This is a genomic window from Niastella sp. sgz303648 (assembly GCF_059587045.1).
In genome coordinates this window covers 776,761-802,222 of record NZ_JCAPSW010000003.1, presented here as the reverse complement: position 1 = coordinate 802,222, position 25,462 = coordinate 776,761, and the positions used below count along the sequence as shown (strand labels likewise).

The 25,462-nt window shown below is 42.8% G+C and carries 20 protein-coding genes; 13 read left to right on the top strand and 7 right to left on the bottom strand.

Annotation, left to right across the window (positions count from 1 at the left end):
* The first annotated feature begins 90 nt into the window (after positions 1-90).
* Positions 91-2,067 (top strand): DNA mismatch repair endonuclease MutL, encoded by a 1,977-nt coding sequence (gene mutL, locus AC59IL_RS12325; RefSeq protein WP_496552510.1) that lies wholly within the window; start codon positions 91-93, stop codon positions 2,065-2,067.
* Here the strand turns inward: mutL and AC59IL_RS12320 are convergent.
* The 4 genes from AC59IL_RS12320 to AC59IL_RS12305 all read right to left on the bottom strand — a co-directional run bounded on the left by AC59IL_RS12320 (position 2,053) and on the right by AC59IL_RS12305 (position 7,432).
* Positions 2,053-3,873 carry a hypothetical protein gene (locus tag AC59IL_RS12320; protein WP_496552428.1) on the bottom strand — a complete coding sequence of 607 codons (1,821 nt, stop codon included), beginning with the start codon at positions 3,871-3,873 and terminating at the stop codon, positions 2,053-2,055. The two genes, mutL and AC59IL_RS12320, sit on opposite strands and share 15 nt — an antisense overlap.
* Before the next feature lie 95 nt (positions 3,874-3,968).
* Positions 3,969-4,511, bottom strand: coding sequence for an RNA polymerase sigma factor (locus AC59IL_RS12315; protein ID WP_496552427.1), 543 nt, complete (start codon positions 4,509-4,511; stop codon positions 3,969-3,971).
* Between the two features lie 287 nt (positions 4,512-4,798).
* The gene (gene dacB, locus AC59IL_RS12310) at positions 4,799-6,223 is read right to left on the bottom strand and encodes a D-alanyl-D-alanine carboxypeptidase/D-alanyl-D-alanine endopeptidase (RefSeq protein ID WP_496552426.1); all 1,425 of its coding nucleotides are present in this window, start codon (positions 6,221-6,223) and stop codon (positions 4,799-4,801) included.
* Between the two features lie 69 nt (positions 6,224-6,292).
* Complete coding sequence (locus AC59IL_RS12305) at positions 6,293-7,432, bottom strand: formimidoylglutamase (RefSeq protein WP_496552425.1); 1,140 nt, start codon at positions 7,430-7,432, stop codon at positions 6,293-6,295.
* Positions 7,433-7,521: 89 nt separating this feature from the next.
* Between AC59IL_RS12305 and AC59IL_RS12300 the strand changes: the two genes are divergently transcribed.
* From AC59IL_RS12300 to AC59IL_RS12270, 7 genes are all read left to right on the top strand, one after another.
* Positions 7,522-8,367, top strand: a complete 846-nt coding sequence (locus AC59IL_RS12300) for an HNH endonuclease (RefSeq protein WP_496552424.1) — start codon at positions 7,522-7,524, stop codon at positions 8,365-8,367.
* 51 nt (positions 8,368-8,418) lie between these two features.
* On the top strand, positions 8,419-9,450 hold the full coding sequence (gene pheS / locus AC59IL_RS12295; protein ID WP_496552423.1) for a phenylalanine--tRNA ligase subunit alpha: 1,032 nt from the start codon (positions 8,419-8,421) through the stop codon (positions 9,448-9,450).
* Between the two features lie 119 nt (positions 9,451-9,569).
* The gene (locus AC59IL_RS12290) at positions 9,570-10,412 is read left to right on the top strand and encodes a 3-hydroxyacyl-CoA dehydrogenase family protein (RefSeq protein WP_496552422.1); all 843 of its coding nucleotides are present in this window, start codon (positions 9,570-9,572) and stop codon (positions 10,410-10,412) included.
* Between the two features lie 229 nt (positions 10,413-10,641).
* Entirely contained in the window at positions 10,642-11,640 is a 999-nt protein-coding gene (locus AC59IL_RS12285; RefSeq protein ID WP_496552421.1) for an SDR family NAD(P)-dependent oxidoreductase, read from the top strand.
* Between the two features lie 197 nt (positions 11,641-11,837).
* Positions 11,838-12,920: a carboxypeptidase-like regulatory domain-containing protein gene (locus AC59IL_RS12280; protein WP_496552420.1), complete on the top strand. Its 1,083-nt coding sequence runs from the start codon at positions 11,838-11,840 to the stop codon at positions 12,918-12,920.
* Positions 12,921-13,076: 156 nt separating this feature from the next.
* Positions 13,077-15,998 (top strand): sensor histidine kinase, encoded by a 2,922-nt coding sequence (locus AC59IL_RS12275; protein ID WP_496552419.1) that lies wholly within the window; start codon positions 13,077-13,079, stop codon positions 15,996-15,998.
* Positions 15,976-16,719, top strand: coding sequence for a LytR/AlgR family response regulator transcription factor (locus tag AC59IL_RS12270; protein WP_496552418.1), 744 nt, complete (start codon positions 15,976-15,978; stop codon positions 16,717-16,719). The genes AC59IL_RS12275 and AC59IL_RS12270 overlap by 23 nt, the downstream gene beginning before the upstream one ends.
* A 259-nt stretch (positions 16,720-16,978) precedes the next feature.
* On the opposite strand, the gene AC59IL_RS12265 is transcribed toward AC59IL_RS12270, so the two are convergent.
* Positions 16,979-17,926 (bottom strand): UDP-3-O-(3-hydroxymyristoyl)glucosamine N-acyltransferase, encoded by a 948-nt coding sequence (locus AC59IL_RS12265; RefSeq protein WP_496552417.1) that lies wholly within the window; start codon positions 17,924-17,926, stop codon positions 16,979-16,981.
* Between the two features lie 642 nt (positions 17,927-18,568).
* Here AC59IL_RS12265 and AC59IL_RS12260 point away from each other — a divergent pair.
* From AC59IL_RS12260 to AC59IL_RS12240, 5 genes are all read left to right on the top strand, one after another.
* Complete coding sequence (locus AC59IL_RS12260) at positions 18,569-19,153, top strand: pseudouridine synthase (protein WP_496552416.1); 585 nt, start codon at positions 18,569-18,571, stop codon at positions 19,151-19,153.
* 204 nt (positions 19,154-19,357) lie between these two features.
* Complete coding sequence (locus AC59IL_RS12255) at positions 19,358-20,233, top strand: YicC/YloC family endoribonuclease (protein WP_496552415.1); 876 nt, start codon at positions 19,358-19,360, stop codon at positions 20,231-20,233.
* Positions 20,234-20,444: 211 nt separating this feature from the next.
* On the top strand, positions 20,445-20,936 hold the full coding sequence (locus AC59IL_RS12250) for a gliding motility lipoprotein GldH (RefSeq protein WP_496552414.1): 492 nt from the start codon (positions 20,445-20,447) through the stop codon (positions 20,934-20,936).
* Between the two features lie 16 nt (positions 20,937-20,952).
* Positions 20,953-21,945 carry a sensor histidine kinase gene (locus AC59IL_RS12245; protein ID WP_496552413.1) on the top strand — a complete coding sequence of 331 codons (993 nt, stop codon included), beginning with the start codon at positions 20,953-20,955 and terminating at the stop codon, positions 21,943-21,945.
* Positions 21,935-22,636: a response regulator transcription factor gene (locus tag AC59IL_RS12240; RefSeq protein WP_496552412.1), complete on the top strand. Its 702-nt coding sequence runs from the start codon at positions 21,935-21,937 to the stop codon at positions 22,634-22,636. The genes AC59IL_RS12245 and AC59IL_RS12240 overlap by 11 nt, the downstream gene beginning before the upstream one ends.
* Before the next feature lie 100 nt (positions 22,637-22,736).
* Here AC59IL_RS12240 and AC59IL_RS12235 read toward each other — a convergent pair whose 3' ends face one another.
* Both AC59IL_RS12235 and AC59IL_RS12230 read right to left on the bottom strand, forming a co-directional pair.
* Positions 22,737-24,491: a BatD family protein gene (locus tag AC59IL_RS12235; protein ID WP_496552509.1), complete on the bottom strand. Its 1,755-nt coding sequence runs from the start codon at positions 24,489-24,491 to the stop codon at positions 22,737-22,739.
* Between the two features lie 264 nt (positions 24,492-24,755).
* Positions 24,756-25,457, bottom strand: a complete 702-nt coding sequence (locus AC59IL_RS12230; RefSeq protein WP_496552411.1) for an SDR family oxidoreductase — start codon at positions 25,455-25,457, stop codon at positions 24,756-24,758.
* Between the last annotated feature and the right edge of the window lie 5 nt (positions 25,458-25,462).

Below are 25,462 nucleotides of genomic sequence, written 5' to 3'. Positions count from 1 at the left end.
TACACAGGTTGGGTTTAGTGCCGATATCTGAACGCAGTATTATGCAATCAAATATTACTACATTTGCCGATTCAAAATCAGGAGCAACCTTTGGCCGATATCATTCAATTACTGCCCGATAACATTGCCAATCAGATCGCCGCCGGCGAAGTGATTCAGCGACCTGCCAGCGCCGTTAAAGAGTTGCTGGAAAATGCTGTTGATGCCGGCGCCACTGAAATACGGCTGATCATTCAGGATGCCGGCAAAGCGTTGGTGCAGGTAATCGACAATGGCAAAGGAATGAGCGAAACGGATGCCCGCATGAGCTTTGAACGGCATGCCACTTCCAAGATCCGTAATATCGACGACCTTTTTCACATTCGCACCATGGGTTTCAGGGGCGAAGCGCTGGCTTCAATAGCCGCCGTGGCACAGGTTGAGCTGAAAACCAAAAGGGCCGAAGATGAAACCGGTACCTGCATCGAAATAGAGAACAGTGTAGTGAAAAAGCAGGAACCCGTGGCAGCCGCCAATGGCACCAGCATTGCCATGAAGAACTTGTTCTTTAACGTGCCCGCCCGCCGCAATTTTTTAAAAAGCAATGCGGCCGAAATGCGGCATATTGTTGATGAGTTCATTCGCGTGGCTTTGTCATTTCCTAATGTTTTCTTTTCGCTCAATGGCAGCGGAACACAAATATTCCATCTCGAAAAAGGTAGTCTGAAACAACGAATTGTACAGGTACTGGGCCAGCATTATAATGCCCGGCTGGTTACCGTACAGGAAAAAACCGATTACCTGAATATCTATGGCTTTGTTGGCAAGCCCGATACAGCCAAAAAAACCCGGGGCGACCAGTACTTTTTTGTAAACAACCGGTTCATTCGCAGCGCTTACCTCAATCATGCGGTGATGAGCGCTTTTCAGGAAATGATACCGGCCGACAGTTTTCCGCTATACGTGCTGTTTATTGATCTTGACCCTGCACAGGTGGATATCAATGTGCATCCTACCAAGCAGGAGATCAAGTTTGAAGACGAAAAAATCGTATACGCTTTTGTACAGGCAGCGGTAAAACATGCATTGGCCCAGTTCAGCGTAACCCCCACACTTGAGTTTGACCTTGACCCCGGCATTCAGCAACTGGATGCGGTTAATAAACCTTTTACCGAAGACAAACAGGAAGCCGCCCGTTCGTCATCGCTTTATAAAAATTTCAGCCAAAAGAACCAGGCCCATTTTATTCAGCCAACCGATAAAAGTGAACTAAGGCACTGGAAAGATTTTTTTGAACCAGGTGGCCAAAAAGTTCCGCAAGGCGGGAGCAATGGTCAATCAGCAAACAGCAATGGGCAATGGGCTAACACCTCGCCAACCAGCGGGAATGAGGGCGGACAAAAAGAAGAAAAGTTTGAATCGTTATTAGATCAATTAAAGAAACAGGAGCCATCGGATGGCACCCCATTGGCAACCGGTTATAACCAACCCGCTACCCGACACCTATCGCTAAACACAGAAGAATATTCCACACTATCCCAACTCCACAATACTTACATCGTAGCACCCACTACCCGTGGCTTTATTCTTATTCACCAGCAACTGGCGCACGAACGTATTTTATACGAACGCTATGCAGCTACTGCCCAGGGACGGTCAATTCCCACACAACGCAGTTTATTTCCTGCCACGCTTCAGCTATCGGCTTCCGACGCCGTATTGCTGCAGGAACTGATGGCCGATTTAAACCAGCTGGGATATTTGATTGAACCATTTGGCGCCAATGCCTTTGTTATTCAGGGAACGCCCGCCGATGTTTCGCAGGGCAATGAAAAACTGGCCATAGAAAGTTTGCTGGAACAGTTCAAGCATTTCAGCAGCGACCTGAAGTTTTCGCGTCGCGAAAAACTCATTCGCTCACTGGCCTGGCAGCAGGCAATTAAAGCAGGCACTTCGCTCACCATCGAAGAAATGCGCACATTAACTGCCGAGCTGTTTAAATGTACACAGCCGAATGTAACGGCAGCAGGAAACCCCACTTACATTGAATTTAAAAAAGATTATCTCGAACAGCTATTTAAGCGTTAACAGCGAAGCATTTTTCGGCTGCTTTCTTTTTTTATCTTCCCATATATTATATCGCAGATAAAACTGTAGACTCTTGTTTTTATCGAATGTATAGGGCGAGTTAGGCGTAACCTGAAAACTAACATAATTATTAAACGCCTGGTTATACTGCAACCCTACAGTAAAGCGGTTAAAGTAATAATTCATATCAATAAGCAACCTCACTTCATTACTGTTTAACCGGTGCGACAATGAATCGTTTTGAAACTTGGTAAAGTAATTTTTAATCACATAATCCTGTGGCGGACCGAACTGAGGATACTTGCGTTCGACCTTTTCATAATACGCAACACCACTTAATAATGATGAGAACTGCAGGCCGGCACCCATGTAAAAATTCCTGAGCGGACTATGATAAACCGAAACCGGTACATTAAAATAATACAGCTTACGGGCCGATATGGATGTAATCAGATCGTAGGTATTTGGCCCCTGCCGCATGCTCTGCTGATTTTCATACAATAAAAACGGGCGAATAAACTGCGGCGATGCAAACTGTAATCCGGTTTGCAGATATGTTTTGTTATTAAAATGATATTGAAAATGCGGCGACGGAATGTAATCCGAAACAGTGTTAACGCCCGCCTGCCTGTTATAGCCCAGGGCCTGCTGATCGCCCACCGGAAATGCCAGCGGCAACGAAAGGCCAAATGCAAACCTCTTATCTTCACTTGCATCTGATAAACGCGATGATTTGCTGTGCGAATTTTTATTTCGTACGGCCATGTCGGGAAACAGATCGGCCTGCGTGTAATACGTAAAATCTCTTTGCAATACGCCCGATGGGGCAACCACTGCGGCTCCGGTATAATCTACGTTTATCAAAACACGCGATTCCTTTAAACCCGCACCCGAAGTAGGTTGTGATGGCAATGATATAGAAGGCGTATACACATATCGGTTATTTTCCTCTTCGTCTTTAAACTCGTTATTGGTAGCAGGTATTGCTTTTTTTACGAGCTTGTTGGGTTTCCCTTTCTTAGCCTTTGCACTATTTGTTCGTGCTACATCATTATTGGCAACATCGTTACTGGTAATGTTATCAGGCGCGTTGGTGTTATTTATTTTTGAATCAGAAGGCCGCGTTTTGTTCCTGTTTTTTTTATTAAAAGAGTAGATGTTTTTTCGATCCCTGTTGTTTTTGTTTCTGTTGGCTGTTTTTGCGGGCACTACCGGGTTGTTGTTGTTATCCGTAGCTGCAAGCAATGGCGCATTGCTCACGTTATTATTACCACTACTTCGGGCATGTTCGGCTTTTTCAAGCACTTCATTGTTAGATGCAACTGATTGATTACCGGCAGCAGCAGGTTTATTAGCAGCAGGCTGATTATTAGTTACTGCATTATTTTTTACATCCGGTTTGTTTTTTACTACCGTTTCATTTTGCCGGGCGGCATCGGCAGCAGGAGCATCAGCCGTACCGTTACCATTGCCCTGCGGTTCAGTTACAGAAGCATAGGAAGCACCTTTGGGATCGGCAGGTGTTGCCGGCCGGGCGCCTTCATTTTTTTCAACAGCCGGCGGCATGGCCGGTTGCTCAGATTTTTTATCGGTCAATGCAACGGCAGGAGCCGTTTTGTTGTTAACGGTTTTGATTTTTCCGGCAACAGCCTCATTGCGTTGTTCGCTGGTAAGCAGCTGCTTACCACCAAACCACGTACCAACCAGTACAGCCACTATTACTGTACCGGTAATCCACCAGCGGTATGACCCACCGGGTCCGCTGCCTCCACCCCGTGGCATGTTTTTATCGAGCAGCGATTTCATCTGCTGCCAGTTTTGGTCCGGGTCACCGGGTGGCGGAAGCTGAACCAGTTTTTCCGCTAAGTGTTTTTCGTATGGATGCTTTTGGTTCATCTCATTTACACTTGCAATGTTTGTAATAATTTTTGCAATTGTTTACGGGCTTCGCTCAGGTGCCATTTACTGGTTCCTTCGCTAATGCCTAATAGGTTAGCAATTTCGCGGTGATTGTATCCTTCAACTACATACAGGTTAAACACCGTTTGTGTTGCGGGTGATAACTTCTGTACAAGTAGTAAAACTTCATGGGAAGACATTCGTTGTATCGCATCTGCGTCAATGGCCGGCTCCTCAACTTTCTCCAGTTCAATGTGCGTATGAAATTTTCCGCGCTGTCGTACAAAATCAATAGCCGAGTTTATGATAATGGTTCGTATCCAGGTATACAAAGATGCCCTGCCCACATCATACGTATGAATGTTTTTGAATACTTTTAAAAAGCCATTGTGTAATACCTCAATCGCATCTTCATGATTTCGGGTGTATCGCAGGCATATGGATGCCATGGGCCCGTAAAACTTCTTGTACAAGTGTTCCTGGGCCCGGCGGTTGTTATTTATACAACCGTTTATGAGTTCAATATCCGTAGCATTGGTGGACAATCAAGCCTGTTATTTTGGTGTTTTGAAACCCCTTTTACGTACGCGATAACTTCCTGTGCGGTTGCTATGCATTCGCGCCGGTATAGCTTCTGAACGGGCACAACAACATATTATTGCTATCTCATACTCGTTCAAAACAGGTAACTGTTAAACCTGACATTTGCTTTGAATACTTATTTTCTCTTTAGTTTAACGGCTAATTGCCAGTTGCTGATAATAATACGGGGTATAAATACAATACGGTTGGGGAGTAAAGAGAAAATTTTAAAAAATTGTTAATCTATGTGTTAATACCGGTTCCTGATGCCGGTCAGAAATGCTGACAGTTTTCGGCGGATAGCTACTGCGCTGCCTGTATGGTTATTAATCAGAACCGAAAAAATCAGCAGCTTATTTTTTTTGGTATATAAATACCCGCTTAATGCTACCACGCCCGACAGGGTACCGGTTTTAGCAAATATATAATTACTATCCTGTTTATACAAGTCACCCAATGTTCCCCTTCCACCCGTTGGCAAAATTATTTGCATCCGTTTCATGCCAAACTCGTGCCGCATTTTATCCAACACCACAACAAAGTCGTTGGGCGTAAACAAATTATACCGGCTCAGCCCACTCCCGTCGACCCAGCGGGGAGCCTGGGGCAGATCGTTTAAATTAGTTTTCAACAATGTATCGATGATCTTTGCGTCGTTCATTTCGCCCAGCTTTACATTGCTAACCATCAACAGCGATTGTTCGGCATAAAAATTATCGCTGCGGTACATCATTAGTTGTAAAAGCGAGTCGGTTGGCTGCGAGTTTATAGTTTGTAGTTGGTGCCCGCCCGGATGACCCGGTAGGACGGGGTTTGTAGTTTGTAGTTCAGTACGATACCCAATTCCCTTTAAAATAGTATCGGGCAGCAGTTCAAGGGCCGATTGAATACCATGGGTAACAAAAGGCACATCCTGCTCCTTTTTCTTTTCGGTTCCCTGTGTTATTAAAAAAAAATTGTCGTCGCGGTTCCGTTTCACAAAAAATGCTTTACGCGTAACACCGGCAAAACGCACTTTCCAGTTTATTTCAGGGATCGAATAAATAGATGCCTGATCGGGCACGCCCTCGGTACTGGAGGTATTTTCTTCATTTATTTCCTGAACCCAGTGCACCATATTGCCATATACCGGCAAAGCATTGCGTTCGGCCATGTAATTATCATTGAAGTCGTTCCAGGCCCAGCCATTGCCAAGAGGTTCATCTTTCCAGTTGGCATCGGTCATATAAATGCTCTTTTTTGTTTTTTGCAGAAAGCTGATAACGGGATTTTGTTTGAAATCGCTGTGCAGCAAGGTAGGGTCACCGGTTGGCACCAGGTATACGGCCGTGTCATCTTCCCAATACTTTATACCGGGTAAACTATCGCCCAGGTATTTCATAGCCGCATAACACGAAAACAATTTGGTGTTCGAAGCCGGCACAAAATATTTACTGCCGTTATAATTATACAGGTATTTGCCGCGCGATGCATCGTACAAACTGATGCCTATATGCGCATGCTGCAAACCTTCATCCTGTAATAAGGTTGTTTTTGCTGTTTTCGAAAACTGGTGCTGGGTTGAACAGGAAAGCAGCAGAAAAAATATTGAATATCGAATGTTAAATGTAGAATGTCGAAGTAAAAAAAACCAAAACGTATGCTTCGCCGTCTTGTACTTGTTTATATTCATCATTATAGGATTTCGCAACTTCAAAATTCCATATTTCAAATTCAACATTCATAATTCAATATTCGATATTGCTTATTCCCGTTCCTGCGCCCGTAACCACCGCTCCGGAATTTCGTTGCTGCTGGCCAGCAGATAATCTTTGTACGAGCAGGCAATATATTTTTTATCGGGTAACTGCATCCACCAGCGGCCGGTTTTTTTGCTTTGTAAAAAAACAGCTTCTATTTCGGCAAATGCTATATGAAACTCATTAAAGGCATCTTTTTCTTCAAGCTTCGCTTCGCGCCGGCCACGGCTGTGCCCATCGATCAGGTACCAAAGCATATGGCTTATTTGCTTAGCCGTTAGGTCGTCACGGTCGCGTTCGGGCACATATCCATAAATGCCAATGGTATTAACAACCGGGCTCAATCCGGCAAAACGCATCAATGCACAAGCCTCTTCGCCTGTTAGTCCGTTAGGAGTAATTTGATTACTTGGGGCAAATGCATTGGCAATGGCCGCAATATCAAAACTGAACAGTTGCGAATTGCGAATCACCGGTTCCATTTCTTCGAGATTCTCTTTTACCATCCCTACCCTGAAACAATCAAAACGCAGTTTATCCATCGTTTCGAGCATATGCGGATGCACATAATAGCTCTGAAAGGCGATGTGGTTATAATGCTTTATATAGTTCGGTTCACCGGTAAGCATTTCCATTAAAAAATTCTCTGACCGGTTCAGCGATTCCATGCTCAGGTCGATCAGTGCATCGACACAGGTGGCCTCAATAATTTTTTTGTGGCTTGTATAGGTATGATACTGTGCCAGCGTAAGATCGTGCGATCCACCTAGCACCACTACCCTTTTACCAATTTCGGTTAGTTCGCCCAGCACAGTTCGCAAAGCGGCATAGGTATCGTTCAAACCGGCGCCAACGGCTATATTGCCTAAATCAACAATATTGATATCGCTGTGCCATTGATACAATGAATAAAACTGCCGCCGTATGGCATCGGGGGCACTCTGACCGGCATACAACTGCCAGCTGCCCCGTATTTCGTTGCAACCTACAAGTACAATGTCGGCATCCTTCACGTCGGGCAGTTCCTCATCTTCATACAATACGATCTTTTTGCCGATCTGTCCGTCTTTATACCCTTCATCTTCCGATATCATAAACCGGTTAACGGGTTGCAGAAAATCACCGATATGTAATGTATCCGACATGGGATGCAAGATAATTGAATCAGGCGCAGTAAACAAGGCACAGCATACCCGAATTTTATTTACATTTATTATTAACCATATGGGAAACAATGAAATACAATACAGATAACAAGGTTACGGTTGAGCAATATAAAGATGCCCCGGCATCATCACGCAAGGCCTGGATTTTTATCTGGAACCCCATAACATGGCCATGGGATATTGATGAAGCCATTAATGAAATTGAAACCACCGGTAAAGTTGAAGTAAACTGGAAATGCGGCAATACAAAATCAATATCCATTGGCGACAGGATATTTTTAATAAAACTCGCATCAAAACCCAAAGGCATAATTGCATCAGGGCGTGCAATATCAAAACCTGCACTGATCAAAAGATGGGGAGGGCTGTATACAAAGATTGAATTTGATATTTTATTCAATCCCGATAAAGATCCGATACTTCCCATTGAGGTGCTTCAAACCGGTAACCTGGCAAAACAAGGCACGTGGACACCACAGGCCTCGGGCATCACCATAAAACCTGAATTGGTTTCTGCGCTCGAAAAAAAATGGTCGCAGTTTTTAGAAAAACAAGGAATACTTTACGAACCGGCGCCAGCTGAAATAAGAGATGCCGGATTGTATACCGAAGGAACTGCCAACCAGATTATGCTAACCCGGTATGAAAGAAACGCCGAAGCAAGAAGTAAATGCTTAAAACATTATGGTTATACCTGCATTGTATGCGACTTCAACTTCGAAAAATTTTATGGCAATATCGGGCATAGGTTTATTCATGTTCATCATTTAAAATCAATAGCTACGATTGGTAAAGAATATAAAATAGATCCTGTTGCCGACTTGCGGCCCGTTTGTCCTAACTGCCATGCCATGCTGCACAAACGGCAACCACAATTGTCTATTGAAGAGCTGAAAAAACTATTGAGGAAATAGGAACCGATCCGGCATAGCAAACCTTGTTTTTCCAATCCCTATCTTTGCCATATGGACCAATTGTTACAACAGATAGCAGTATATAAACAAGAGATTGAAAATCAGCCTACTAACGGAGCCGATTCACTTGAGGCATTTCGTATTAAATTTCTCGGAACGAAAGGAATTGTTAAGAACCTTTTTACCGAAATGAAGAACGTTCCGGCCGATAAAAAGAAAGAATTCGGACTAATTTTAAACGAGTTCAAACAACTGGCCGAAAACAAATACGAAAACTGGAAACAGCAACTGGAGGGCTCAGGCACTTCAGCCGCTGCCGCTATCGATGTAACCCTTCCCGGCGATCTGCAGCCACTGGGCACCCGCCACCCCATCAATCTGTTTTTAAATCATGTGATCAGCATATTCAGCCGGCTTGGTTTTTCAGTTGCCGAAGGCCCCGAAATTGAAGACGACTGGCACAACTTTACCGCTCTGAACCTGCCCGAGCACCATCCGGCCAGGGATATGCAGGATACTTTTTACATTCAGCAAAACCCCGACTGGTTGTTGCGCACGCATACCAGCAATACGCAGATCAGGGCCATGGAAAAAGGACAATTGCCCATTCGCATTGTTTGCCCCGGTCGTGTATACCGCAACGAAACCATCAGCGCCCGCAGCCATTGCTTCTTTCACCAGATAGAAGGATTATATATCGATGAAAATGTTTCCTTCGCCGATCTGAAACAAACCCTGTATTTCTTTGTGCAGGAAATGTATGGCAAAGATGTAAAAGTGCGGTTCCGCCCATCTTACTTTCCGTTTACCGAACCCAGTGCCGAAATGGATATCAGCTGCCAGTTATGCGGCGGTTCAGGTTGCGCCGTTTGCAAACGCACAGGCTGGCTCGAAATTTTAGGTTGCGGTATGGTGCACCCGAAAGTGCTCGAAAATTGTAACATCGATCCCGAAAAATACACCGGTTTTGCCTTTGGCATGGGTATCGAACGCCCGGCCCTGTTAAAATACGGTATCAACGACATCAGGCTGTTCAGTGAAAATGATGTGCGGTTCCTAAGGCAGTTCACAAGCGCTACGTAGTAGTTTGTTGTTTGTGGTTTGTTGTTTGTGGTTGCCAGAACAAAGGTCAGTTCTGAAAATCATTCAACAGCTAAAAACCACAGCAACCAATTCACCATTGACCATTCACCATTGACCATATGGTTCAAACTATTTGCATATGCGGCGCCGGCACCATGGGCAGCGGTATTGCCCAGGCGGCAGCACAACACGGCTTTCATGTATTGCTATATGATCTCAGCACCGATATGCTGCAAAAAGCAAAGGCGGGTATAGAAAGCAACCTGCAAACGCTGGTGCAGAAAAATAAAATTACTGCCGATCAAAGCCTTTTCATTTTCAGTCACATTCAATACGTTTCGGATATTAACGACTGTTTGGCCGATCTGGTTATAGAAGCCATTGTTGAAAAACCCGAAGTAAAGGCCGGCTTATTAAATCAACTTGCCGAAGTAAATCACAGCGAAGTAGTATTTGCTACCAACACCTCGTCGTTATCAGTTACCGAAATTGCCGAAAAGGTTATACATCCCGAACGCGTAGCAGGCATGCACTTCTTTAATCCCGCTACCATCATGAAGCTGGTAGAAGTGGTTGCCACGCCGTACAGCAATGAGCAAACTATCAACACCATTATGCATACCGCCCGGCAAATGCAAAAAACACCTGTTTTATGTAAAGATGCGCCGGGTTTTATTGTTAACCATGTTGCCCGCCCCTATTACCTCGAAGCATTAAAGCTGGTTGAACAGGGCATCAGCGATTTTGAAACCATCGACAACCTGCTCGAAGCATCGGGTTTCAAAATGGGCCCCTTTCGATTGATGGACCTTATTGGCAATGACATAAATTACGCCGTTAGCTGCCAGGTTTATGAAGCGCTTGGCCAACCCGAACGGCTGCAACCCTCTTCCATTCAAAAAGAAAAAGTCGAAAAAGGCCAGCTCGGCCGGAAAACAGGCAAGGGTTACTATCAGTATTGATATAACACGGTGCTTAAAAGCCGGCGTCTTTAGCGCCGAAACAGCAGTTTATAGTTTGAGGTTTGTAGTTTGTGGTTCTTTGGGTGAATCATGCTGTGCGATTTTCATCTTGTTTCAATTTTACGATGCGGGAATGTAATAATGATTTTCCAAAGCGCGGTACCAACCACAAACCTCAAACCACAAACCAGAAACAAACACTATCTTCGCAGCCTGTTAATACTCAAACTTGTTAACCAAAATATTAGTTACAGGCGGCACGGGATTTATCGGCGCTTACATCATTAAAGAACTGGTGGAGAAAGGTTACCATGTGCGCGCAATTCGTCACAGTAAATCAGCTCCATTTTTTATACCGGCAGCCATTCAAAATAAAGTTGAATGGGTACAGGGCGACATCCTCGATGTGGTATCGCTCGAAGATGCCATGGAAGGAATAGATGCGGTTATTCATGCAGCCGCAAAAGTTTCCTTCGCACCGAATGAAAAGTCACAACTGTATAAACTTAATATCGAAGGCACTGCCAATGTGGTAAATATTGCGCTGGAAAAAAACATTCAGCGATTTGTACATATCAGTTCGGTTGCCGCCATTGGCCGTACGGTTAAGGGTGAAAGTGTTTCTGAAGAAAAAAAATGGCAGGAAGGCAAAATGCACACCTCCTATGCCATTAGTAAATACCACGCTGAATTGGAAGTTTGGCGCGGCGCTGCCGAAGGATTGAATGTGGTGATCGTAAACCCGAGTACTGTATTGGGTTATGGCGACTGGAGCACATCGAGCTGCGCCATTTTTAAAAGCGTGTACAACGAATTTCCCTGGTTTACTAAAGGCATCAACGGCTTTGTAGGTGTAGAAGATGTGGCCCGGGCCACTGTGTTGCTTATGGAAAGCGGCATCTCGAATGAGCGCTTCATTATTAACGGCGATAACTGGTCGTTTCAACAATTATTCAATACCATAGCCGATAGTTTTGGCAAAAAAAGGCCACACAAAGAAGCAACGGCTTTTTTGGGCAGCATTGCCTGGCGAATGGAAAAACTAAAGTCAATGGTGTCGGGTAAAAAACCATTGCTGACGCGCGAAAGCGCCCGGGTTGCCCAAAGCATTACTTATTTCGATAACAGCAAAATATTAAAAGCTTTGTCGGGATTTTCATTCACTCCCCTCGCACAAACCATTAAAAAAGATTGTGAACGGTACCTTCGCCATCTGCAACCGCTATAACTGGCAAAATACTTGTTGTAATTACCGCGTAACGTTCATTTGTTAAAGAAATTTAACCATCAATAACCACTGAAAAACGGGCCGGCAATACTTTCAATGCCCTCAAAACGTTGTAACTATCATCAGATTGCCATCGATTCAGGTTCAATTGTTCACCGAGGGTCAACCTTAAATCCGTAGCCTAAAATAAATATCAAATGAAAAATTTATTTGTTCTGCTGTTGCTCGCTGCCAGCTGTACCCATGTTTTGGCACAGGAAAAAACATTCGTTGTATTTGGAAAAGTACTTGATTCTGCAACACGACAGCCCCTGCCGGGTGCCTCGGCCTATTGTCAAAATACCACACAGGGAACTGTTTCAAATAATCTGGGGTTGTTTTATATGCGTTTGCCCAACGGAGGGTACGATCTGGTAGTTACCTATACCGGTTATGAAAAAAGAATGATCCGCATCAGCAACAATCAGCCAATAAACGACACGATGGTAGTAGAATTATCGAAAGCCGAACAGGCATTGTCGGAAGTTGCCGTTGTGGCCAGCAGCGAAGACCCTGATGGATTAAACAAATACGGAAAATTTTTCACCGACAATTTTATTGGCAATACCGGATTTTCGGCCCAATGCAAAATTGAAAATCCCCAGGCGCTACGTTTCTTTTATTCGAAAAAAAGGAACCGCCTGAAGATCACGACGCGCGAAGACCTCATTATTTCGAATTACGCCCTGGGATACAGGATACGGTATCAGCTCGATTCGTTCACTTACGATTATGCAAAAGACATTACCCAATACACCGGGTCGTCTCTGTACCAGGAAATAGACAGCACCGAAGAAGTAAAAAATACCTGGAAAAAGAACCGGGCACACACCTACCTCGGCTCACGTCTGCACTTCATGCGTGCTTTTTACGATAGTACGGTAGCACAGGACGGTTTTATTGTAGAAAAGCTCGAAGATGACCCCCAAAGCGCCAAAGGAACCTTCATTACCAATTTTTATAACGACCATGATTATGTAAAAGACAGCGGCGATGTAGAAATTAACTGGACAGGCCGCTACCGCATCAGTTATAAAGGTGTATTACCCGATAAACAGTTTCTGGTTGAATACAAACTGCCCGAAAACACCCGTTTTCAAATCACCGTGCTCGACATTGCCAATGGCTTTGTAATTGAAAAGAACGGTTATTTTTATGACCAATATGATGTAACCAACACCGGGTACTGGGCATGGAAAAAACTGGCCGAATCATTACCATACGATTACGAATATAAGTAGGCGGGAACCCACCCGCCGTACACATTAATAAAATCTTTGCATTTCAAAATAAGCCGGATAGGCTTTTTTTAATACCTTCAAAACTGAATAACCCAACCCGGTTTTTTTAGATTTAATCCTTTGAATATACCGGCCATTGGCATTAACCAGTCGCTTATGGGGATCCTTATCATTATAGCAGCCGATCTTTCTATGATCGTTAAACGTTTTATTGGTGCAATGCTGCTATTATCCGGTTTGTTAACTGGTTACTCCTCCCTTGCCCAGGAATATAACTACATTCACTACGACGTTAAAGATGGATTGGCCGGCTCTACCGTTTACGATTTATGCCAGGATAATGACGGATTTATATGGTTTGCTACCGAAGCAGGCATCAGCCGGTTCGACGGTACCCATTTTAAAAATTTTACTACCGCCGACGGATTGCCCGAAACTGAAATACTGGAGCTTTTTGCCGATACAAAGGGAAGAATATGGATGGCGCCCTTTAAAAACGCCATTTGTTATTATTACAATGGCAAGATACATAACCAGGAAAACGACCCCATTCTAAAAAAGATCAACCTCATTTCTATTACCGGCGCCTTTCGCGAAAGTGCCGACCATAGCGTTGCATTTGTATCCGACAAAGGTTTTACCGTAGTAAGGGCCGATTCGGTGGTAGAAGAGTATAACCTCGACGTTTCGAAAAGAAACAGCTATGTTTTTAGAGCTAATACCCGGGGTAAAGGATTTGAGCTGTCGGTGCCAGGTGCCTGTTATACGCTTGCAGATGGCAAGATGACACCCATTTCCTGCGATTTGGTTAAAATTCAAATATTACATACAAGCGTTCTGAACTTTACCCTGACGCTTAAAGGCTTAAACCCGATGGATTTTACGCCGAACATGAGCAATGTGCTGTTTACAAATACTTATTCCGGCTCATGGATGATGGATACCACCACATTCGACCGGTATGAAGAACTGTTTCTGAAAGGAAAACAGGTAAGCCATGCAAAGATTGATAACGAAAAGAACATCTGGTTCACTACCCTTGGCGAAGGCGTTTATAAACTCGCTTCCAGAGAATTCAAAACATATTATTTTAAAAAAAGCCAAACCTCCGAAATCTTTTCATTGACGAAACTGAATAATAAAATATATGCAGGCACAGGTTTTGGAAAGATATACATGATCAACGGATCGAAGGTAGATACCCTTAATTACGATAAGGAATTCAAGACTGCCATCAACTTTAACTCAGTTAATAAAATAGGTTATTTAAGAAAGCTGAAAGACGGAGGATTAATTGCCGGCGCAGATGGCCTGCTGGTAAAAGAAGGTCCCGCAAAGCGGTTATATAACCCCTTTGTATATGCAATAAAATCAGTCGACGAGATAAGCAGCAACCAGTTACTGGTAGGCACCGGCAGAAGGACAGTGCTGGTAAATCCCCAAAATTTATCGATACAGGATACCCTGTGGCCTTATCGAACCACGGCGGTATGTTTTTATAATAACGAGTATTACATCGGTACCGTAAACGGACTGTACATCATGACAAAAGATAAGAAGGTGCGGTATATGGGCGATGTTTTTAGTTCACTCAAACAACGCATCAGCTATTTTGCCAAATCGCAGGATGGCAACCTATGGGTAGCCACTTTCGGGGCCGGTGTTATTTGTATGAAAAACGATGAGGTTATTAACCAGATAACTACCCGCGAGGGGCTATCGAGTAATATATGCCGAACCCTGTTTGCCTATAATAATTATTTGTGGATAGGAACCGATAAAGGCCTCAACAAAATAAATATCAGTCAAACCCCGTATCCCGTAGTTACCTATAGCAGTACCGACGGATTACCCACCAATATCATTAATGCCATTTATGTTGACAGCAATAAAATTTATGTAGGCACTCCCATGGGCCTCACATTTTTCGACGAAACCAAAGTATCGGATTATTCAAAATGCAACCTGCGAATACTGGATATATCTGTCAGCAATAAATCGCAACCTGTACAGAGCAGTTACCGGTTAAAACACCGCGAAAACAGTTTAAAAATATCTTATGCCGGCATTTCGTTTAGATCTGGTGGTAATATCTGGTACCGCTATCGCTTAAAAGGATTAACCGACAACTGGGATTCAACAGGGCAAAACGTTTTGGAATATCCCTCCCTGCCACCGGGCAATTATGAACTGGAAATGATTGCCGTGAACAAAAAAGGGATCGTAAGCAACCCTATAAAAATTTCATTTATTGTAGAAGCCGCCTTTTGGCAAACCCTGCCCTTTCAGATTTTGATCATTGCCGTAGCCATATTAATAACCTGGATACTGGTAGCATGGCGTTTTAGCATCATACGTAAAGAGGAGCAGGAAAAAACAGCCCTTCAGCAACGGCTGAACGACCTGGAGCAAATGGCATTGCGGGCCCAGATGAATCCGCATTTTATTTTTAACTGCCTCAACAGTATTCAAAACTTCATTATCACCAACGACCTCGAAGCCTCTAACTGGTATTTAACCGAATTTGCCCACCTGATCAGGCAAACGCTCGACAATTCAGAAAAAGGAACCATTTCGGTTGCCAGTGAAATAAAATACCTGAAAAGATACCTTGAGCTTGAAATGATGCGTTTTGGCCATTCATTCAGCTACAGCATTGAATTAGATCCCGACATCGACCGCGAGCTGGCAACTATACCCACCATGATACTGCAGCCCTATATCGAAAACAGCATACGGCACGGTGTACGCTATAAAGAAAATGGTGAAGGAAGGATTGATATAAAATTTCAAAAAAGCAACGACGATTTCATATGCATTATACAGGATAATGGCATCGGAAGACAAAAAGCAGCTGCATTTAAATCGCAAATGCATGTTGAATACCAATCAAAAGGAATGTCATTAACCGCCGAACGTATAAACATATTAAATCGACAGATGGCCAATCCTATAACAATTGAAATTATCGACTTGTCAGATGCACTTAATCAACCTGCGGGTACAAGAATCGTTATCCGTTTTCCCGCTACTGTTAACCTAAAAGCCATAAGAAATGATTCGAACCGTAATTATTGACGATGAGCCAAACAATATTGAAGCGCTCAAACTACTGGTGCTTAAGTACTGCCCGCTGATTGAAGTAATAGGGGTAGCAGAAAACATCCGCACCGGACAGGCGCTGATCCTGCACACGCAACCCGACCTGGTATTCCTGGATATTGAAATGCCATTTGGGAATGCCTTTGAACTATTAAACAACCTGTCGCCGGTAAACTTTGAAATTATTTTTGTTACCGCCTTTGATAACTATGCCATCAATGCCATAAAATATTCGGCCCTGGATTATTTATTAAAGCCTGTAAATATTAAAGAGCTGCAATCGGCCGTACAAAAAGCCGCCGAACGCATTAAAACTAAAAATATAACCAGTAAAATCGACACATTATTATACAACCTCAACGTAAGCAAACCGGTTTTACAAAAGGTAGCGCTTCCTACGCTCGATGGACTGGTATTCGTGAATATAAACGATCTTGTTTGGCTCGAAGCAAGGGGCAGTTATACGTTTGTGTACATGCACGACCAGCAGAAAATTATGGTATCGCGCACATTAAAGGAGTTTGAAGATATTTTACCGGTCGAAAACTTTTCGCGGGTGCATCAGTCGTATATCATCAACCATTTCTTTATTAAAAAATATAACCGGGGCCGGGGCGGCACCATCGAAATGGAAGATGGTACCACCATTGAAGTTTCGATGCGAAAGAAAGATGAATTTTTGTCGAAATTTAAATAAACCCGCCACTTAAATTCTTAATCCTCCGCTTCGCGGAGGATTTTTTTTGCCACTGATGACACAGATGAACACTGATGTCTTGATTTTTAATCCTTTCTCTATAAATACTACCAGTTATATTAGAAAAAACAGCATGTAAAAATTTGAGAACGCTTGTTATATGTTTTGGTGACTGAATCGAAAAATTATCTGTGTTCATCTGTGCAATCAGTGGTCCCGCCCGTGGCGGAATATTTGTGTCGCCGATTACCCGTGGCCATTATTTTATAGATTTTAACCGCTCCCATATTTCAGGTATCCGCTTTATCCAAACTAATTCTCTTTTTTTAATACCTGCTTCTTCAACCGGTGATCCAAAATAAATTTTACCTGCTTCAAGCGTTGACCCTACCCCGCTTTGGGCAAGCACCACTGCATTATCACCAATGCTGAGCGTTTTTGAAACGCCAACCTGTCCCCATAATATTACACCATCACCAAGCGTAGTTGCACCTGCTATACCAACCTGGGCAGCCAGTAAACAGTTTTTACCTAATACCGTATCATGACCAATGTGAACCATGTTATCGAGTTTAGTACCACGACCAATGCGCGTATCGTGCGATACCCCGCGGTCGATGGTGCAGCCGGCGCCTATTTCAACATCATCTTCAATAACCACCCTGCCGCAGCTCAGCATTTTTTTATACCATACATCGCGGTTCTTTTTTGTGTTATAATAAAAAGCATCAGACCCGATAACCGTTCCTGCCTGTACAACTACATTATCGCCCAACACACAGTAATCCATGATAGTAACATTGGGTGCTATAAAACAATTTTTACCAATGGTTACCTCATGCCCTATATAAACGTTTGGCGCTATATAAGTTCCTTCACCAATAGCGGCTGAATCGCTTACCGGTTTATCGGCAGCTTTGAAAGGACGAAAATGACGAACTATAGTTTGATATGCCTCGAATGGCTGATCAACGATCAGCAATGCTTTACCTTCAGGAAAATCAGTTTTCTGATTAATGATAATGAAAGTTGCTTCAGATTGTATGCACTTATCGTAATACTTGGGATGATCAACAAATACCAGGTCGCCGGGTTCTACTTTATGAATCTCATTTATGCCGGTGGCCATACCTGCAGTATTGCCTGTAAGCTCTGCACCTATTAATTCAGCTATCCATTGTATCGAAACAGGAGAAGGAAATTTCATATGCCATCGAATTTTCGCAAAAGTAACGTACTCACACCACACAGGCAGCTAATAATTGCTTTCAGTTTCATGTTTTCTGCTATATCAGCCATTCAGATAACGATTACTATGGTGAATTTGCTATCACCTCGTTTGTTTATTACTAATCCGGCTTCATTAACATGTATTTTATAACCGCTTAACGTTCGTAAAGGGGTTGTTATGGCACTATTTAACCCTTTCAATGATCTTTTTGCCCAAAAATTAAAAAGAGCTACCCGTTTACCCGATCGTTTTTTCTTACTGTAATGCATGTACAGATAGTTAGCTCTTATATCTTCACTTCAATAACCCTTTATCATAGCTTATAATGCATCATTGCATACAACCTGCTGTGGGCAATGGTTTCAGAAGATGCATAAAAATTAAAACAAACAGTTTATCCTGAATAGCATTCCAATTTTGTGTTTAACATGGCTTGTAACTGTTCTTTCATGCTTCGCTTTTCCCCATTACTTAAAAAAAATGTGAATAAAATTTATTAGAATTTTTTTTTAGATAGACAAAATTATTTTTAATATTGTGGAGGGAAATTTATTTCCCGGTACTTACTAACCCATCCACATAATAAATCTCCCGGTTCACCGGGAGATTTTCTTTTGTATGCATCGCTATTTTATCATTTACAAACCATATCAGGTACTTTCACAATTCACTTCTTCCGAAGGAAAGCAAACATTGAAAGACTACTTTAAAGTTCCTTCTGATGTTTATCCTGTAGGCCGGTTAGATTATGACAGTGAAGGATTATTGATTCTTACCAATGATACAACGCTCAATCACCGGTTACTGAATCCAAAGTTCTCGCACGAACGTGAATACTGGGTTCAGGTAGATGGAGCCATTCATCAAAAGGCTATCGATGATTTGCAGGCTGGGGTTACAATAACCATCAACAATGAAAAATACCGTACCAAAAGATGTAAAGCAACGCGTTTTACCAACACACCTTTGGTACCTGATCGAAATCCGCCTGTTCGTTTCAGAAAAGAAATACCTACAAGCTGGATTAAACTGATTATAACCGAAGGAAAGAACAGACAGGTAAGAAAAATGACCGCTCAAACCGGCTTTCCTACCCTTCGCCTGATCCGTTATCGCATTGCAGAAGTAACTATAGAAGGTTTATTACCCGGCGATATGCGTGAAATGAATAAAAATGACATCTATACCCGATTATTTGGTTGAACGGCTAAAGGTAATACCCCAAAAAACTGTTGCATCAATTACCCAACTTTATACTATCTTACAAATGGCCCCGATACATGAACTATTTACCCCGCAATACAGGACCCTTAATTAGTTTCCTGTACCCTATGGCTTACGGCTTTATGCTTTTAACCCTGAAACTTGTAGAACTTATTTCATTACCTTGCTAAAAAAAGGAACGTTATGCTGAAATCAATGACCGGCTTTGGAAGAAGTGAACAAACCGTGGGAGATAAAACTTTCCTGGTTGATATTAAATCACTGAATGGAAAACAGTTTGAGCTATCATTAAAAATACCGGCTTTTTTAAAGCCCTTTGAATTTGATATACGATCGTTGTTATCTAAAAAACTGGGAAGGGGAACTATCGATTGTACCATAAGCTTAAAAGAAAGCGGCGCAGCCAAACCGGTTAGCATCAATACCGATCTGGCAAAAGCTTATTACCAGCCCATTGCCGAACTTTCACAGGCATTAAATCTCGATCCTTCGCATATTTTAAGCACCCTTATCAAGTTACCCGAAGTAATTACACCTACCGGTGATACCCTAACCGACGAAGAATGGGACGCTTTTGAAAAAGTGATAGAAGCCGCCATGGAAAATTTGACTATGCACAGGCTTGATGAAGGAAAGATCATGGAGGCCGACCTGTTGTTGCGTATAAGCAATATTCAAAAGCAACAGGAAATCATTGCCACCCTTGAACCTTTACGCAAACAAAAGATCAGAGAAGGTTTAACCAAAGTGCTCGAAGAACATGTGGGTAAAGAAAACTACGACCCTAACCGCCTTGAACAGGAACTGATTTATTATATCGAAAAAATCGACCTCAGCGAAGAACAGGTTCGGTTAAAAACCCACTGCGAATACTTCAAAACCATACTCGGCGAACCAGAAGAAGGAAAGGGTAAAAAATTATCATTTGTACTGCAGGAAATAGGTCGGGAAATAAATACAACGGGCGCTAAAGCCTACGATTCGTCTATTCAAAAATGTGTAGTATTGATGAAGGACGAACTCGAAAAAGCAAAAGAACAGGTTTTAAACGTGTTGTAAGGCCCAACGTTTAAGGTATAAGGTTTAAAGTTTAAGGTGGTTGCCGCATTTTTTGCTTTGTTCATTATTTTCAGACTACCCGATACTTTACTTTTTAAAAATCAGGAGGCAAGTGATTAGTAACCAAAGCATGAACCGAAACACCTTATACCTTAAACCTTATACCTTGTACCTTCTGCCTTCCTTACTTATCTTTGTAAAAACTGTTCGCTTGAAAAAGATCAGCTGTTATTATATTTCCTGCTTCCTGCTTCTTACTTCATACTTCGTGCTTTCTGCCTCTTGCACCCGGGTAGATGTTTTTGAAAAAAATGCCACTATACCCAAACAGGTGTGGGCCAGCCGGTATAAACCCGAAATAACGTTTGATATACAGGATACCATAAGCAGGTATAATATTTTTATCGTTATTCGCCATACCGATGCCTACCGATACAAAAACATCTGGTTAAACGTGCATACCGAATCGCCTTCAGGTGTTACCCATAACCAGCCATTAAACCTGCAACTGGCTACCGATAGCAAAGGCTGGCTGGGGAGCGGCATGGATGATATTTTTGAACACCGCATTCTTATTACGCCGCCACAATCTCCCGAACGGTTAAGCGCAGGCACCTATCGCTTTAAACTCGAAAACATCATGCGGGAAGATCCGTTAAAAAATGTCATGAATGTTGGCATTCGCCTTGAAAAAGTTAAATAGCCTCATATGTTGACAAATGGATGTATTTACTAAAAAACGACTTGTAGTAGCCAGCGTTGTATACTGGTTTTTACTGTTATACATTGTAACAGCACTGGTATTTTGGTTTATAGCCCTCGAAAAACAAAGCCATAAAATGGCAGCCTATAAACTGAGTGAGTTAAAAATGGATGATCCCGGCTTTCAGGATAAATACAAAGCGATAATCGAAGAAAAAAAACTCAAAACAGCTCAATACATTGGGGAAGGAAGTATTTTTTTGGTTGTAATATTATTTGCTTCCATTTTTGTTTACCAGGCAGTACGGCGACAAATCAGGTTACAGCATCAGCAGGAAAATTTTATGATGGCCATCACCCATGAGCTCAAAACACCAATTGCCATCGCAAAGCTCAACCTCGAAACCCTGCTCAAATACCAGCTCAACGAAGAAAAAAAACAAAAGATGCTGCAAGCCACCCTGCAGGAAATAAACCGGCTGAATACCCTTGCCAGCAACATACTGGTATCGTCACAGCTCGAAGGCGGGCGGCACCGCATCACCAAAGAAGAGCTTGACTTTTCGGAATTGGTAAAAACAGCCTTCACCGATTTTAAAAACCGGTTCCCCGAAAGGCACTGGCAATGCGATATTGAACCCGAAATAGATTTTAACGGTGACCCTTTACTGTTACAGATAATGGTAAACAACCTTATCGAAAATGCGGTGAAGTATTCGCCCAAAGACGGCCCTATCGAATGCCGGCTGCATCAGAAAGGCAAAACCATTTTACTGCAGGTGATCGACGAAGGCCCTGGTATACCCGATGATGAAAAGAAAACGGTATTTGAAAAATTTTACCGCATAGGCAACGAAACCACCCGCACCACCAAAGGCACAGGCCTGGGCTTATACCTTTGTAAAAAGATTGTAGAAGATCATCACGGACACATCAGAGTAACCGATAATTTAATCAGAGGCAGTAATTTTATGGTCAGTTTCACCGTAAAACATGCCCATGAGCAATAAACCATCTATATTACTGGTCGAAGACGAAGAAAATCTGCACGAAGCGCTTAAGCTGAACCTTGAACTGGAAGGATACGAAGTTACTTCGGCTTTCACCGGTGGCGAAGCACTTCAAAAAGTACAGGGCGAATATTTCGACCTCATCATACTCGACGTTATGCTGCCCGATGTAGATGGCATTAGCATTACCGAAACCGTACGAGTGCAAAATAATCATGTGCCTATTCTGATACTTAGCGCTAAAAACACCAGTAGCGACCGGGTATTGGGTTTAAAAAAAGGCGCCGATGATTATCTTACCAAACCATTCAACCTCGAAGAATTATTACTGCGCGTACAAAAGCTGATAGATAAGAATAAAAAGATGCAGGACAAGGATTCGGTGGGCAATACCTATCAGTTTGGCGGCCATACCATTGATTTTGATGCCCAGCAGGCTGTGACCAAAGAAGGGCAACACATACAGCTAAGCAAAAAAGAAGCTATGCTGCTGAAGCTGTTGTTCGAGAATAAAAATGATGTGGTGCCGCGTGAAAAAATATTACAAACCGTTTGGGGCTACAATGTATACCCAACCACCCGCACTATCGACAACTTCATATTGAACTTTCGCAAATATTTCGAGCACGACAGTCGTAACCCCCGTTATTTTCATTCAGTACGCGGTGTTGGCTATAAATACACGGAATAATATAGAATATCGAATATTAAATGATGAATTTTGAAGTAAAGGCAAATCAGTTAGCCTCTTTTGTTTTTAACTTCAACATTCGATATTGGATATTCATTATTCAATATTTCTGGAGGTCGGTTAATGTCACTTCGGTTTTTGAAAGCAGGGCGGCCATATCGTTTATATCGGTTGTTGGTGTATACAAGGCCCATTCGCACTCATCAAGTACCGATGAAATGTTTTGAATGGTAGCAGCCGGTATACCTTTTTGTACCAGCAGTTCGGTAAGATGGTATTTATTCATTTCAGAAGGCAACACCTTGTATTTATCAGCCACCACATTCCATAAAGCCTGCTGCACTTCGTTATAAAAGCCTGGCCGGTGATCGTGCTTTAATGCCAGCCGTGCAGTAGCGAGAATTTCAGCAGCCGGTTTTTGCCACAGCGTAGTTTCGGTTTTTGTAACGGCAGTTTTTGCAGGCTCGGTTTTCTTTCCTTTACCTAACGAAATCACCTGGTAGGCAATGCAGGCAATAATGACAACTGCTATTAAAGCAAACCAATAAAACTGCGGACGAATAGCGGGCTCGCGAACGGTAACTGTTTTATCATTTACAACGTCGTTTTTCTTTACACCCGGCAAAACATGCAGTATGATGGAATCGCTGGAAGCCGTTTTATATCTTTTTTCTGCAGGATCGTAATAGGGAAAATGTACGGCAGGTATAGTATAATCGCCGGTGTCGGGGGCCGCAAACGTATACTCGAATGTTTTGGTACCGCTTAACGGAAAAACAAACTTATTAATATTTTCCTTAACCGACGGTTCGGCCGTATCAACGCCTTTGGGCCATTTTATTAAAGGCGGTGTTAGCAGCGATATATTTCCGCTACCGGTTACCGACACCTGAATTTTTACCAGATCGCCCGTGTGAATGGGTGTTGACGGCACTTTTACCATCAGCGAAAACTGGCCCACCGCCCCTGAAAAATCATCCGGCTGATTGGTAATTGGTAATGGCTTTACCGTTATGGTTTGCGGCTTTGTGCGTAATATGGTTCGGTGATTAATGGCCACCGGAAAATAGGGCGTGGGGTTACGGTTAAAAAGTTTACCAAGTGCATTTCTTTTATCTGCCGATTCATCGGTTTTTATAAAATGAATAACGGTTTCAATTTCGGCAGGGTCAAGCGTGAAGTTTCCTTCCTGTAAAGGGAACAGTTGCACTTTACGAATAAGGTTGGTGTAATACAACCGCCCGTTAAACCTCTCGATTTCGGGTTTACCATCATACGCATCTACCATTTCCATTACACTAAAACCGGTTAGTGAAGGCCGTCTTACCACCTGCGAATTGGCATTTAAGCGCAAATAGGCTTTGTAAACCACCATCAGCGGTTCACCCACATAACAGGTGGTTTTATTGGATTCAACCCGCAAAAAAAAGTTCTTTTCTATTTTATCATTTATGTTCTCGCCCGGATGCAATACCGATTCCTGCTCGGTGTCGATATCATCGGGATTAATATTATTCATACCGGGCACACTCTGTTTAACCACTACTTCCAGTGGTTTCGAATGCATGGGTTTACCATTAATTACTGCGCTGGCACCGGGTATGGGAAACCGCCCTTTTTTGGTAGCGAGCAATACGATGATCTTTGAATAGCTATCTACTCCGTTTCGTAAGTTGGTCGAAGTAGAATAATCAAATACACTCTGTACTTCAAACCCTTTAAAGCGGGGCAAATTAAAATGGCCGATGCTGGCGGCGCCTTCAACAATATATTGAACCTGAAAAGTTTGACGAAGGGGTATAGTAGTTTCACTAACCAGTGTATAGAATTTTACCTGTGCCCATACCGGCTGCATCACACAACACAAAGCCAGCCATAATAAACTGATATGTATATTTTTTCTGATACTAATTACTTTTCATTGACAATACATGCTGCTCTCATAACAAATATAAATTTTGCCTGCAAAGGCCGGTAAAAATGTTAGCGTTAAAGGTGCGTTAAAGCGATGAACGGTTGAACCAATTGACAATTTACAATTGGCAATTAGCAAAATGGCTTCCGAATTATAGAATTACTCTCCCCAATTGCCCATTGCCGGTTGCTTATTGCCTGTTGATTAAAGATCTCCGAGCTGTGGCCTTAGGGTAATTTCTTCTACACAAGCCTGTGGCGACAGCTGCGAAGCAGCATAGATCATTTTTGCAATATCATCGGCCTGCATAATACGTTGGGGATTTACGCCACTGCCCTCCCACGAATCGGTATAAGCTGCACCGGGATAAACCGCCGTTACTTTTATATTGAATGGCTTCATTTCTTCGCGCAGGTTGGTCGAAAACCCCGCCAGCGCATATTTGCTTATGCTGTAGGCTCCTCCATTGGGATATGCTTTTAAAGAAGCAATGGAGCACATATTAAAAATATGACCGCTTTTTTGTTGTATCATATGATCGATAACCGACCGGGTAACATGGTAAGCGCTGAACAGGTTTACCGCCATCATATGTTCCAGCGTACCTTCCGGCTCATTGTACACGCTTCCCGGATCAAACAAACCGGCATTATTTACCAGCACATTTATAGGAACCTGAAACGAAAGCATCCATTTACCAAAAGCCTGCGCCTGTTCTTTTTGACCAAGATCAAATGCTTTCGCTTTAATGATAATGGCAGGATAAGCCGTCATCAGTTCTTCAACGGCATTATACAAAGCCACTTCACTACGCGAGGTCAGGTATAGATTATGACCATTTTGAGCAAATGCATGGGCTACAGCTTTTCCCAGTCCACGTGATGCGCCGGTAATTACAACATTCATACGAA

Coding starts and splice junctions, on each gene's coding strand:
- AC59IL_RS12290 (WP_496552422.1), top strand. CDS start 9,570: ATGGTTCAAACTATTTGCATATGCGGCGCCGGCACCATGGGCAGCGGT.
- AC59IL_RS12260 (WP_496552416.1), top strand. CDS start 18,569: ATGCATCGCTATTTTATCATTTACAAACCATATCAGGTACTTTCACAA.
- dacB (WP_496552426.1), bottom strand. CDS start 6,223: ATGATGAATATAAACAAGTACAAGACGGCGAAGCATACGTTTTGGTTT.
- AC59IL_RS12265 (WP_496552417.1), bottom strand. CDS start 17,926: ATGAAATTTCCTTCTCCTGTTTCGATACAATGGATAGCTGAATTAATA.
- AC59IL_RS12300 (WP_496552424.1), top strand. CDS start 7,522: ATGAAATACAATACAGATAACAAGGTTACGGTTGAGCAATATAAAGAT.
- AC59IL_RS12245 (WP_496552413.1), top strand. CDS start 20,953: ATGGATGTATTTACTAAAAAACGACTTGTAGTAGCCAGCGTTGTATAC.
- AC59IL_RS12270 (WP_496552418.1), top strand. CDS start 15,976: ATGATTCGAACCGTAATTATTGACGATGAGCCAAACAATATTGAAGCG.
- AC59IL_RS12230 (WP_496552411.1), bottom strand. CDS start 25,457: ATGAATGTTGTAATTACCGGCGCATCACGTGGACTGGGAAAAGCTGTA.
- AC59IL_RS12255 (WP_496552415.1), top strand. CDS start 19,358: ATGCTGAAATCAATGACCGGCTTTGGAAGAAGTGAACAAACCGTGGGA.
- AC59IL_RS12240 (WP_496552412.1), top strand. CDS start 21,935: ATGAGCAATAAACCATCTATATTACTGGTCGAAGACGAAGAAAATCTG.
- AC59IL_RS12320 (WP_496552428.1), bottom strand. CDS start 3,873: ATGAAATCGCTGCTCGATAAAAACATGCCACGGGGTGGAGGCAGCGGA.
- AC59IL_RS12235 (WP_496552509.1), bottom strand. CDS start 24,491: ATGCAGCCGGTATGGGCACAGGTAAAATTCTATACACTGGTTAGTGAA.
- AC59IL_RS12280 (WP_496552420.1), top strand. CDS start 11,838: ATGAAAAATTTATTTGTTCTGCTGTTGCTCGCTGCCAGCTGTACCCAT.
- pheS (WP_496552423.1), top strand. CDS start 8,419: ATGGACCAATTGTTACAACAGATAGCAGTATATAAACAAGAGATTGAA.
- AC59IL_RS12305 (WP_496552425.1), bottom strand. CDS start 7,432: ATGTCGGATACATTACATATCGGTGATTTTCTGCAACCCGTTAACCGG.
- AC59IL_RS12275 (WP_496552419.1), top strand. CDS start 13,077: ATGGGGATCCTTATCATTATAGCAGCCGATCTTTCTATGATCGTTAAA.